This is a genomic window from Halorarum sp. SLYT50 (genome assembly GCF_059821265.1).
The window spans coordinates 295790-307361 of the sequence record NZ_CM187555.1 but is presented as its reverse complement, the minus strand read 5'-3'; the positions used below and the strand labels follow the sequence as shown (position 1 = coordinate 307361).

The 11572-nt window shown below is 72.0% G+C and carries 10 protein-coding genes; 6 read left to right on the top strand and 4 right to left on the bottom strand.

Annotated features, from left to right (window positions below; genetic code table 11):
- Nucleotides 1-169: 169 nt before the first annotated feature.
- The 5 genes from AC6RUA_RS01550 to AC6RUA_RS01530 all read left to right on the top strand — a co-directional run bounded on the left by AC6RUA_RS01550 (nt 170) and on the right by AC6RUA_RS01530 (nt 5114).
- A complete protein-coding gene (locus AC6RUA_RS01550) occupies nt 170-562 on the top strand; it encodes a DUF5820 family protein (protein ID WP_499814205.1) in 393 nt (130 codons plus the stop codon).
- Between the two features lie 25 nt (nt 563-587).
- Complete coding sequence (locus AC6RUA_RS01545; protein ID WP_499814204.1) at nt 588-1046, top strand: UPF0179 family protein; 459 nt, start codon at nt 588-590, stop codon at nt 1044-1046.
- A gap of 125 nt (nt 1047-1171) precedes the next feature.
- The gene (locus AC6RUA_RS01540) at nt 1172-1765 is read left to right on the top strand and encodes an NUDIX domain-containing protein (RefSeq protein WP_499814203.1); all 594 of its coding nucleotides are present in this window, start codon (nt 1172-1174) and stop codon (nt 1763-1765) included.
- 95 nt (nt 1766-1860) lie between these two features.
- Nucleotides 1861-4521 (top strand): AAA domain-containing protein, encoded by a 2661-nt coding sequence (locus tag AC6RUA_RS01535; RefSeq protein ID WP_499814202.1) that lies wholly within the window; start codon nt 1861-1863, stop codon nt 4519-4521.
- 83 nt (nt 4522-4604) lie between these two features.
- Complete coding sequence (locus tag AC6RUA_RS01530; protein ID WP_499814201.1) at nt 4605-5114, top strand: DUF6789 family protein; 510 nt, start codon at nt 4605-4607, stop codon at nt 5112-5114.
- A 71-nt stretch (nt 5115-5185) separates the two neighbouring features.
- On the opposite strand, the gene AC6RUA_RS01525 is transcribed toward AC6RUA_RS01530, so the two are convergent.
- From AC6RUA_RS01525 to AC6RUA_RS01510, 4 genes are all read right to left on the bottom strand, one after another.
- The gene (locus AC6RUA_RS01525) at nt 5186-6949 is read right to left on the bottom strand and encodes a PH domain-containing protein (RefSeq protein ID WP_499814200.1); all 1764 of its coding nucleotides are present in this window, start codon (nt 6947-6949) and stop codon (nt 5186-5188) included.
- Nucleotides 6950-6962: 13 nt separating this feature from the next.
- Nucleotides 6963-7421 (bottom strand): PH domain-containing protein, encoded by a 459-nt coding sequence (locus tag AC6RUA_RS01520; protein WP_499814199.1) that lies wholly within the window; start codon nt 7419-7421, stop codon nt 6963-6965.
- 53 nt (nt 7422-7474) lie between these two features.
- Nucleotides 7475-9217 (bottom strand): NosD domain-containing protein, encoded by a 1743-nt coding sequence (locus AC6RUA_RS01515; protein ID WP_499814198.1) that lies wholly within the window; start codon nt 9215-9217, stop codon nt 7475-7477.
- A gap of 309 nt (nt 9218-9526) precedes the next feature.
- On the bottom strand, nt 9527-9772 hold the full coding sequence (locus AC6RUA_RS01510) for a hypothetical protein (protein ID WP_499814197.1): 246 nt from the start codon (nt 9770-9772) through the stop codon (nt 9527-9529).
- A gap of 98 nt (nt 9773-9870) precedes the next feature.
- Between AC6RUA_RS01510 and AC6RUA_RS01505 the strand changes: the two genes are divergently transcribed.
- A complete protein-coding gene (locus AC6RUA_RS01505; RefSeq protein WP_499814196.1) occupies nt 9871-11550 on the top strand; it encodes a phospholipase D-like domain-containing protein in 1680 nt (559 codons plus the stop codon).
- The last annotated feature ends 22 nt before the right edge of the window (nt 11551-11572 follow it).

Below are 11572 nucleotides of genomic sequence, written 5' to 3'. Positions count from 1 at the left end.
ACTGGACACTTAATACCATGTGAGAGGTTAACACGTATAAGCCTTGTCCCAACTCCCACCCAAAAGGCGTCGGCGTGGGGCGGGTGCGAGACGCCCGTCTGACGTCTTTATGTACCATGGGTGAGGTTGAGAGCGGACGGCCTTTGAGTCGCCGCCGCGTACGGCGGGTATGAGCCTCGACGAGACCACCCTCCCCGACGGCTGGCGCGTGTGGAACGAGGAACACGAGGGGCGCGTCATCCTCGTGTACCACCCGGACGTGTTCGACGCCGACCGCTACCCGGCCGCGTGTCTGCCGACCATCTACGTGACGAACGGGTCGCGACGCGCGCGGCCGGGCGCGGGGGGACGCGAGACGGACGAGTGGCACGCCACGCTGTTCCTCGAACCCGACGTCGAGGTGGAGTCGACGACGTACGACACCCGCGGGGACGCCCTCGACGGGGCGAACGACGCGGCCCGGCGGTTCGCGCGCGGCGAGGTAGACTACCGCGGCGCGTACCAGGTCCCCCGCGAGGCGTACTTCGAGGCGCTCGACGACCTGACCGGTCGAAAGGCGTAACCGCGCCGCTGGGGTAGCCGAACGTATGTCCACCGTCACGCTCGTCGGGAGCCGGCTCGCGACGGAGGGGGAGGAGTTCGTCTATCAGGGGGAGTCGTCCGCCTGCGAGGGCTGTCCGTACCGGAGCCAGTGTCTCAACCTCGTCGAGGGGCGTCGCTACCGCGTGACGGGCGTCCGAGAGAACACCCAGTTGCTCGAGTGCGCCGTCCACGACCGGGGCGTCCGGGCGGTCGAAGTCGAACCCGCGTCCGTGACCGCGAACGTCCCCTCCAAGGGGGCGTACGCCGGGAGCAAGGCGTCGCTCGCCGGCCCGTGCCCGCACGTCGGCTGCCCGAGCCACGAGTTCTGCGAACCGCTCGGCGCCGGCTTCGACGAGGAGTACCGCATCGCCAGCGTCGAGGGCGACCCGCCGCACGACTACTGCGCGCTCGACCGCGACCTGACGCTCGTGACGTTCGAACCGCCGGACGACGGTTCGGAGTAGCGGTTGCGGATGGCGGGGCCCCGCGTTGGGAAGCGAGCGGGAAACCGTCGTGGCGGGTGAACCGGACGTCCGTCATCAACGTTCAGACGGTGAGTTTACACGACGTCCACCCCCACTGCTAGAGCATGTCTAACTTCCCACCGGACTACTGTCCGTACTGCGGGTCGAAGCTGGCCGACGTGGACGAGCCCACGGTGTACCGCTGTGACTCCTGTGAAGAGTACGTCTTCCACAACGCGGTTCTCGGGTGTGGGGTCGTCGTCGTCGACGGGGACCGCCTCCTGCTCGTCGAGGACTTCCGTCAGTCCGGCACGTGGAAACCGCCGGAGGGCCGGCCGGAGATACCGGAGTCACCCCGCGAGGGCGCCGCCCGCGAACTCGAAGAGGAGACGGGACTCGTCGTCGACCCGAACGAGTTGGTGTACCTGTACGAGGACGCCAAGGAGGTGGCCGAGGACATGCACACGATGGGCGTCTACTACGGCGTCGACCGCGAGGACACGACCGGACGGCTCGAAGCGGGGGACGACGCGACCGACGCTCGTTTCTGGACGCCCGAGGAGTTCGAGGCCTCCGAGCACTCCCTGCGAGAGATGCCCAATCCCGAGGAGACCCGGTCGTGGGACATCGACCTGCGAGTACTGCGCGACCGGACGAAGGCGGCAATCGAACGCGGGTCGACGCACGACGAACTGTTCGCGGACCACATCAACGACTGAGCGACCGACGGGCCCGTCAGACGGGACTCCGACCGCGGACGGCGAGGACGGCGGCCACCGACACCGTTTTTCGTTCGCGCCCACCCTCTCCGGTAGTGAACGTCCGCGGTCCGGTTCTGGAGGTCGGGGAGGTGCGCTCGGTGGACACACGGTACGGCGAGCGCGACGTGGTGGAACTCACGGTTCGCCCCGACGGTGGCGCGTCGCCGCCCGCCGACGTGACGCTGTGGGGCAAGTGGACCCACACGGCAGAGCACGCCGAACCGGGAATGGAGCTACTCGTCACCGACGCCGAGCGGGACGACTACGGCGGCGAGACGGGGTACACCACCTCGAGGGAGAGCTACGTCGTGCTCGAACCCGACTTCCTCGTCGACGTGACCGACGTCCGGTCGTGGGTGCAGTGCCCGCGGATGTACTACCTGAACAAACTCTCCGGCGTCCCGCTGAACTACCCGGTCGTCAAGGGGACCGTCGTCCACGAGGTGTTCGGCGACCTGTTGCGAGGGGTGGACCTGGAGGACGCCGTCGCGGACCGCGTCGCCGAGGCGGGGCTGGAACTCGGCCTGCTCGGGCGCGAGCGCGCGGAAGTCGAGGACGAGGTGCGGCGCAACGCCGCCGCCATCGAGGGGTGGCTCCAGCAGGGAACCCTGACGGAGGGGGACGAGTGGCGCTCGGAGTACACCCTCATCTCCCCCACGTTCGGCGTGAAGGGACGCGCCGACGCCCTCCGGCGCGGGATGCCGGTCGAACTCAAGACGGGGAAGAACACCAAGCGCGACCCGCGCTTCCAGGACAAGATTCAGGCGGCCTGCTACGCGCTCCTACTGCGCGAGCGGGGAGTCGACGCCGACACCGGGACCCTCCTCTACACGAAGAACACGGCGCTCGACCGGTCGGAGGCGACGGGCGACCTCTCGCCGGCGAAGGAGTTCTCCGTCGGCGAGGGACTGCTCGACTTCGTCGTGCGCACGCGCAACGAGATAGCCGCGATGGAGTTCGACTCCTCGGTCCCGACGGGGTTCGAGGCCGACGCGAAGTGCGAGTACTGCTTCGAGCAGGACACCTGCATGGTCGTCTCCGGCCGACTGGACCAGGAGTCGAAGGCCGGACAGATAGGGACGCCGCTCCCCGAAGAGGAACGGGCGTACCTCGACCGGTTCTACCGGGCCGTCGAGGCGGAACGGCGCGAGACGCACGCCGAGTACCGGAAGCTCTGGGAGCAGACCGCCGAGGAACGCGCCGCGGACGACCGGGCGCTGGTCGGACTGGAGCCGCGGGGTCGAGAGGAACTCGACGGCGGGCGCTGGCGCCTGCGCGCCCGGAAGGACCCCGAGGCGGTGTCGAAACTCCGCGAGGGGGACGTCGCGCTCGCCTCCGACGGCGACCCGGTCGGCGGACACGCCGAACTGTGCCGCATCGAGGAACTCGGCGGAGAGGTGGTCGTCACGACGGACGAACCCGTCGCACTCCGCCGCCTCGACGTCTACCCCTCCGAAATCTCCGTCGACCGGATGCTCACCGCGCTCCACGACGCGGTGCTCAAGGGCGACCCCGACCGGAAGGACGTGCTGTTCGGGCGGCGCGACCCCTCGTTCGACGACTCCGCGGCGACGGCGACGGCGACGTACGTCGACAACAACGACGCACAGGACGAAGCCGTGAAGCGCGCCGTCGCCGCGGAGGACTTCTCGCTCGTCCACGGTCCGCCGGGGACGGGCAAGACGTACACCATCGCCCGCGTCGTCCGCGCGCTGGTGGAGCGGGGCGACCGGGTGCTGTTGTCGGCGTTCACCAACCGCGCGGTCGACAACGCGCTCGACGCGCTCCGCGAGCAGGGCTTCTCCGACGCCGTCCGCGTCGGCACCGAGACGGGCGTCCGTCCGGACATGCAGGACATCAGGCTCGCCTCGCGGGGGGAGCCGAACGAGCGGGCGGCGGAACTGAACGGCGCGCCCGTCGTCGCGGCGACGACGGCCACCTGCGGGTCGCGGACGATGCGCGAGCAGTCGTTCGACGTGGCGCTCGTCGACGAGGCGTCACAGCTGACCGAGCCGAGCACGCTCGCGGCGGTCAACCTCGCCGACCGGTTCGTGCTCGTGGGCGACCACGAGCAGTTGCCGCCGGTCGTGCGCGCGGACACCGACCTCCGACGCTCGCTGTTCGAGCGACTCGTCGAGGCGCACCCGGACGCCTCGACGCTGCTCGACCGGCAGTACCGGATGAGCCAGCGGATTCAGGCGTTCTCCTCCGCGGAGTTCTACGACGGCGCGCTCCGACCCGCCACGCCGGAGGTGGCCGGCCGAACGCTCGCGGACCTCGGCGTCGACGCGGCCGACCTGCCGTCCGAACTGCGGAACCCCGTCTCGTTCGTCGACCCAGGCGGGCGCAGGGAGGGGAACGCGAACCCCGTCGAGGCCGAACGCGTCGCCGAACTCGTCGAGGCGTACGTCGCCGCGGGCGTCCCGCGCGAGGACGTCGGCGTCATCGCCCCGTTCCGCGCGCAGGTCGCCGAAATCGGCCGCCGTACGGACGCCACCGTCGACACCGTCGACCGGTTCCAGGGGTCGAGCGAGGAGGTGGTCGTCGTCTCGTTCGTGGCGACGGGCGACCTCTCCTCGCCCATCTTCGAGGACCACCGCCGGGTGAACGTGGCGCTGACCCGCGCGAAGCGGGCGTGCTGTCTCGTGGGCGACGCCGACGCGCTCGGGTCCGACCCGTTCTACGCGCGGATGCTCGACTGGGCGCGCCGGTGAGCGGACGGTCGCCCGGCCGGCGGTCGGACTCTCGGCGCTCGTCGTCGGACGCTTTATGCCCCGCGCGCGCCTCCCTCGTGGGTATGAGCGATTCGAGCAACACGACCGTCCCGGCGGACGCCGTGACGGGCGACGAGGGGTCGGAGATCGGCGCCCACGAACTGCTCGTCGCGGCCGGCGCGGGCGTCGCCGGACAGGCCGCGATGGCGCCGTTCTTCGTGGTCGCGTACGCCCTCGGCGCGACCTCCGCCCGGTCGTTCGCGGGGCTGGCGACGCTGCTCGGGGTGCCGGGCGAGTCCGGACTGGCGCTCCCGCTCGGCGTCGCGCTGTTCGTCGTCGGCGGGACGGTGACGCTCCCGCTACTGTTCGTCTCGCTCGCGGAGTTCCTCCCGCCCGAGGGGAACATGGGACTCCGTGGAGTCAGCTTCGCGGCCATCGTCTGGACCGGCTTCGTGCTCGCGTTCTCGACGGGCCAGACCGGGTGGACGCTCGTCCTCTACGCCGTCCTCTCGCTCGCGGCGCACCTCGCGTACGGCTACACGCTCGGCTCGCTGTACGACCGGTTCGCCGACGCGCCCCGCCACGACGTGTAGCGGCCCCCGCCGACGGTCGCGCTCCCGCTCACGACTCGGGTGCGGAGGCCGAAGAACGGCCGATTCTCCCGTCAGGCCCCGTCGCCGGTGACGTCCGACCCGTCGGTTCCTCCGGCCGAGTCCGCCTCCGAACCGCCGACGCCCCGCGTTCCGTCTCCCGCGTCGCTCGTCTCGTGTACGCCGCCCGCCTCGGGGACGCCGCTCGAGTCGGTCGTGTCGGATGCGCCGGTCGGGTCCCGCTCGCCGGGCGAGCGGCCGGCGGCCTCCCGACGGTCGGCGAGCGTCTCGCCCAACCGGGCCAGCAGGCGCTCGCGGAGTGCGGTCGCCGCCTCTCGGTCGATGTCGTGGGCGGTGGCGTCCCCGCCGACGAGGCTGGACGTGCTCGCGGTGTCGGCGGTGACGCTCGCCAGGTCGAACCGGCGCTGGAACAGCGTCCGCCTGACGAACACCGTCTGGAGCCGGTAGTACGGGACGACGCGCGTGCTCCGCCGCCAGAACCCGGCGCGCGTGACGAACGCTTCGGGGAGTTCGTCGTACCCCAGGTGGCGCCACTTCGCCCGCGCGGCCACGGGGGCGAGCAGGAGACCGACGAGCGGGAGGTACGCGAGGGGACCGAGCGGGAGGAGGAACCGGTCGACGGCGACCGGCGGCACCGTCAACGCGAGCGCGAGCAGGGCGTACCGGCGGGTGTACCGACGTCGCGCCCGGTCGGGTGGTCGCTCGAACGAGGGCTCGCCGAAGCCGTACACGTCGCGCGCGAGCGCCAGCACTCGCTCGCGACTCGCCAGGGGGACGGTCGTCTCGGCGCCGCCCTGGTTCCCGTCGGACCCGGGCGAGTAGCCGGCGGTCTCCACCGAGAGGCTGGCGTAGCCGAGCCGTCGCATCGCGGGGTTCTCCGCGACGGTGAGCGTCTGGACCTTCTCCAGCGGGATGGTGCCGCTGTACCGCCCGAGCAGGCCGCGCTCGTACCGGAGTTCGTCGGCGACGCGCTCCAGCCGGAAGTCGTAGTAGCGGACGAACGTGAGCAGCGCGCTCGCCACCCACGCGGTCAGGAGCCCCAGCGCCACGGCCGCGAGGCCCGTCACGAGCACCGTGAACAGTTGGACGGAGGGGACCCCGTCGGGACCGAGGTCCACGCCGACGCCGAGCGCCCCGAGGAACCGGTCGAGCAGGCCGCCGAACACGTCGTCGAACAGGCCCGCGCCGAAGAAGGGGGCGAGCACCGCGCCGGGGCGGAACGACACGGCGCTGAGGACGAGGAGGTCGGCGGTCGATATCTCGTACAGCGTCTCGGGTTCGGCGCCCGGTTCGCCCGTGGCGTCCTCGTCCGTCGGGAGGGCGTCGCGCTCGCCCCGATCCGCTCGCCCCTCTCCGCGGTCCCGCCTCCGCTCGCGGGCGCGCCGCGCTCGCGCGCCCACCTCCTCGCGCAGGCGGCCGGCCTCGGCCGTCCCGACGGCGTCGAGTTCGGCCTCGGTCGAACTCCCGCCGGCCGTCTCGAAGCGGACCACCGCGAGGCCGAGCAGCCGGTGGAGCACGTCCCGGCTCACGTCGACGTTCTGAATCCGTCGGAGCGGTATCTCGCGCTCCTGTCTGGAGAACACCCCGGAGGTGACGACGAGGCGGTCGGCCTCCAGCGCGTAGTCGAAGCGGAGGTAGCGGGCCACGGCGTACCCGGCGCCGACCACGACCCCGAGCGGGGCGAGAACGAACGACGCCGAGATGTCGGTGACGCCGACCTGCGAGAGCATCACGCCGACGAAGAAGCCGAACGAGCCGAGCTGGACCGCCCGCTGGAGGCCGTCCGTGAGCGCCGAGAGGGGGTGGAGGCGTGTCATCGGTCGCTCACTCTCAGACGGCGTCGAACTCGCTCTCGGTGGCGAGGTCGCGCAGTCGCTCCCGGAGGGCGCCGGCGCGCTCCGGCGTCAGCCCGGGGATGGTGATGTCGGCCCCGCGCGTGCCGGCGGTGTAGACGACGACGCTCGCGAGACCGACCGCCCGCTCGACCGGCCCGCGCCGCGTGTCCACGTGCTGGACGCGGACGAACGGGACGGAGGTGTCTGTCCGGGTTAGTACTCCCCGAACGAGGTACAGCGAGTCGTCGCGGACCTCGAACCGCCAGACGCGGTACCGGAGGACGGCGAACGCGAGGCCGACGAGCGCGAGGAGGGCGACGCCGGCGGCGAGGAGGGTGACGGGGACCGGCACGCCGACCCGGCGGACGAGCAGACCCGCGCCCCCGAGCACCGCGGCCGTGGCGACCGCGCTCACGGCCCAGACGAGCCTGACGCGGGGGTCGAGTGTCTCCATGCCCGTCGGGTGTCGGGGCGGCAGTAAAAATCGGTCGAACGCGCCGGGGCGCGTCAGTCGTCGTCGCCGCTCTCGTTCCCGTCGGGGAGGTCGACCGCGATGGTGTGCTCGCCCGACTCGTAGGTGCCGGTGGCGGCGTTCAGCAGCTCCTGCTGGTCGACGGTGTCGACGTCGAACGTCTCGCCGGGCATCGAGTAGACGGCGAGCGCGAGCGTCACGTTCTCGCACTCCTCCGGGACGGTGAACGCGACGGACGCGGTGCCGCCCTCGTCTTCAGCGACGTGTCCGTAGTCGAGACAACTCCGGAGGCTCTCTGCGGCCCACGCGGACCCGCGCTCCGTGATGCCCGCGCTCGTGTCGCCGAACGCGTAGCGGAACAGGCGGTCTTCCCGTGCGTACAGCGAGTCGGCGCTCAGGTTCTCGATGGGGTCACCCGCGACGAAGTCGACCTGATAGTTCGTCGGGTTCGCCGCGGAATCGTCTCCGTCGCTCCCGTCCGACGTGTCTGACCCGTCGGCCGGGTCGGCCAGCGGGAGGAAGTCCGTGTTGTTCGCGCCGAGTTCCTTCGGCGCGTCACAGACGCCGTTCTCGTCCGAATCCGCACACGTCTGGCTGAAGCCGGTGCCGTCTGGGTTCGCGTAGTAGTTACCCGCGACGGTGTCACCGCCGACCACGTTCTCGCCCGCCCGCGGCGAGACGTTCCACGTGTTCGACGCGGGCGGGCGCTCCGGCCCGCCGACCAGTCGCCCGAACAGGACGTTCCGGTCGAACACGTCGCGGCTGGCATTGAAGCGGTTGTCGTACAGCCGGTTTCCGCGGGCGCCGTCCGCGAGGTGGAGGGGGGCGTCGAAGACGTTCCCGCGGACCGTGTTGTTCGTGCCGTCGGCGAGTCGCGCGGCGAACAGGAGGTCGGCCGCGAAGCGGTTCCCCGCGACGAGGCTGTCGTCGCTCCGGTCGACGAGGAGACCGGTCGTGAAGTCCCCGCGGAACTCGTTCCCGCGGACCCGCGTGCCGCTGGCGTTCACGAGTTCGGCCCCGCGTCCCTCGGAGAGGCCGCCGCGGAGCGTCGCGTTCGCTATCGCGTTCCCGGTGCCGCCGACCACGCTGACGCCCGCCCCGTCGGTGACCCCCTCGTACGTCCCGCCCACGACCTCGTTGCCGTCGCCGCGGAGGACGAGCGCGGGGTACCCCTGACTGGTGACATCGCGGAGGCGGTTGCCGTCGCCCGTCACCGAGATACCCGCGAACTCCGTTCCGAACGCGGACACGTCGACGAGTCGGTTGTCGTCGCCGCTCACCAAGAGTCGCGCGCCGGTCACGTTCCGGACGAGCGTCCCGTTCCCGACGACGGCGACCGTCCCGCCCGCCGACGTCGGGTCGGTGAGCGTGACGCCGACGTCCGCGACGGTCCCGTTCGTGACCCCGTCGTATCGCAGGACGGGCCGGGGAGCGACGTCGACGTGGAGTCCGGTCACGGTGACGTTCGTCAGTTCGCGGTCGGCGGCGGCGAGGACGACCGGTTCGGTCGAGGGACGCGTCGCGTCGACGGCGTGCCCGTTCCCGCGGACGGTCACATCGCTCGCCTCGATGCGGAGACAGGTGCCCCCACCGGCGGCCAGGTCGCGTTCGAGTTCGTAGACGCCGGGCTCGGAGATAGTCAGGCAGTCGGACACCGGTGCGGGCTGTGCCGTCGCGGGTGTGGGCGCGACGCCGGCGACGAGCGAGACGACGAGGAGTGCGGTCAGGCACGCCGAGACGAGTCGCGTCCGTCCGCCGGACGCTGTGGAGGGGAACACGGAGAGACTCTACGAACCCAGGCACGTAAAGCGCCTCAATCGTTTCACACGACGGGGGACCTCTCGGTTCGCAGTAGGCACGGACGACACTGGGGAGTACCTCGTCAGCGCCCGACTACTGGGAACGATGCTTCCCGTGGTGTCCGTCGCACCGGGCACCGACGCTGGACGCTCCAGAACCGTCTTACGCCGACCCATGACCGCCGTCGCTCGGGTTCGAGCCGCATTAGGGGGCCGCTACAACTCCTCCCGGTGAGTTCGACGACTCCTAACGAACACGAAACTCGCCGGGCGTCTCCACGAGATCACTCACAGCGCAACGAACTCGCCGAGGAACAGGAGCGCGAACCCGACCGAGACGAGGAGGCCGCCGACCCGGCCGAGCGTGGTGTGCTCGGTCACGGTCTGGGGTGCGATGTCGACGTCGTAGCTGTCGAACTCCTCCTCGTACCGGACGTACGAGGGGAGCTGAAAGAACTCGACGAACACCAGCGCGCCGCCGACCGCGCCGAGCGCGGCCCCGGCCAGACGGAGCCCCTGTGCGAGCGTGACCATACCGGGGGCGTGCGTCGCCGGGGCAAAAACGCACCGAAGCCGCTCCCGACCCCGGTGGGCGGCGAACGTTCTTGTAGGGGGACGGGACCACCCTCGCCGTGCGCCCGCTCCCCGCCCGCTTCCGCGTCGCGTTCGCCGTCTGCCTCGTCCTCGTAGCCGTCTCCGCGGGCCTCGCGCCCGCCGCCGCGACGGCGAGCGCGCCGGGCGACGGTGTGCCGGCCGGGGCGCGAATCGTGTCGGCGTACCCGAACCCGGTCGCGGCTGACGACGCGGGCGAGTACGTCGCGCTCGCGCTCCCACGCGGGAACTGGACGCTCTCGGACGGCGAGGACGCGGTGACCGTCCGGGGCGGCGGGCGCGTCGTCCTCGCCGCGGAACCGAGGGCCGTTCCGAACGGGACCCCGGGGCGGGTCGCCGCGGCCGCACTCTCGCTGTCGAACGCGGGCGAGCGACTCGTCCTCTCCCGTGGGGAGACAGTCGGAGGCGAGCCGAGCGGTCCGGTCGTCGACGAGGCCCGCTACGGCGACGCGCCAGAGGGGGAGCGCTGGCTCCGGAACGCGACGCCGGCGTGGCGCCCCGTCGGCTACGCACCCCGCGACCCAGTCGCGCTCGGCGGCGCGAACGCGACGGCGTTCGTGCTCCCGGACGCGCCGGGACCGCCGGTCCAGACGCTCCGGCGCGCCGACCGCCGACTCCTCCTCGCGGCGTACACGTTCGCCTCCGAGCGGACGGCCGACGCCCTCGTCGCCGCGGAAGCGCGCGGCGTCGAGGTGCGCGTCCTCGTGGAGGGCGGCCCGGTCGGGGGCGTGACCGCCCGCGAGGCGCGCCTGCTGGACGAACTCGTCGCCGCTGGCGTCGAGGTTCGCGTCCTCGACGGGCCGTACGCCCGCTTCCGCTACCACCACGCCAAGTACGCCGTCGTCGACGACACCGCACTGGTGCTCACCGAGAACTGGAAGCCGGCAGGCGTCGGTGGCGCGAGCAGCCGCGGGTGGGGAGTCGCCGTCCGCTCGGGACGGGCCGCGGACGAACTTGCCGCCGTGTTCCGCGGCGACGCCGGGTGGGACGACGCGCTCGCGTGGCGGACGTTCAGCCGCGGACGGACGTTCGAGCCGGGTACGCCGACGAACGAGTCGTACCCGACGCGCTTCCGGTCGAGGGACGTGCGCGTCCGGAACGCCACCCTGCTCACCGCGCCGGGGAACGCGCGGTCGGGCGTCGTCGGCGTTATCGACGCCGCGGAGGAGCGGGTCGACGTGATACAGCCGACGGTCGACCGTGGACCGTTCCTCCGCGCGTGCCGCCGGGCCGCCGAACGCGGCGTCCGCGTCCGCGTCCTCCTCTCCGGCGCGTGGTACGTCCGGGAGGAGAACGCGGCGCTCGCGGCGTCGCTGAACGACTGGGCCGACCGGACCGGCGCGCCGCTCTCGGCGCGCGTCGCGGACCCCGCGGGCCGGTACGGGAAGGTTCACGCCAAGGGCGTCGTCGCCGACGACGCCGTCGTGCTGGGGTCGCTCAACTGGAACCCGACGAGCGCGACCGAGAACAGGGAGGTCGCACTCGTCCTCCGCGGCGACGCCGTCGCGGAGTACTACGGCTCGGTGTTCGCGGCCGACTGGCGGGGCGGGCGCGGTGCGGTCGACGAACTCGGGAGCGTCCCGCCGACGCTCGGAGCCACCGCCGCGGCGGTGGGAGCACTCGTCGTCCTGTACGCGCGTCGGCGGGTGACGTTCGCCGGCGGCGCGAACGAAGAACGAGACGGGGAACACCGGTGGTGAGCCGTCGACTCCTCCGGGTCCG

Bases quoted from the DNA above. Each gene is read 5' to 3' on its own strand.
- AC6RUA_RS01550 (WP_499814205.1), top strand. From the start codon at position 170: ATGAGCCTCGACGAGACCACCCTCCCCGACGGCTGGCGCGTGTGGAAC.
- AC6RUA_RS01545 (WP_499814204.1), top strand. From the start codon at position 588: ATGTCCACCGTCACGCTCGTCGGGAGCCGGCTCGCGACGGAGGGGGAG.
- AC6RUA_RS01540 (WP_499814203.1), top strand. From the start codon at position 1,172: ATGTCTAACTTCCCACCGGACTACTGTCCGTACTGCGGGTCGAAGCTG.
- AC6RUA_RS01530 (WP_499814201.1), top strand. From the start codon at position 4,605: ATGAGCGATTCGAGCAACACGACCGTCCCGGCGGACGCCGTGACGGGC.
- AC6RUA_RS01525 (WP_499814200.1), bottom strand. From the start codon at position 6,949: ATGACACGCCTCCACCCCCTCTCGGCGCTCACGGACGGCCTCCAGCGG.
- AC6RUA_RS01520 (WP_499814199.1), bottom strand. From the start codon at position 7,421: ATGGAGACACTCGACCCCCGCGTCAGGCTCGTCTGGGCCGTGAGCGCG.
- AC6RUA_RS01510 (WP_499814197.1), bottom strand. From the start codon at position 9,772: ATGGTCACGCTCGCACAGGGGCTCCGTCTGGCCGGGGCCGCGCTCGGC.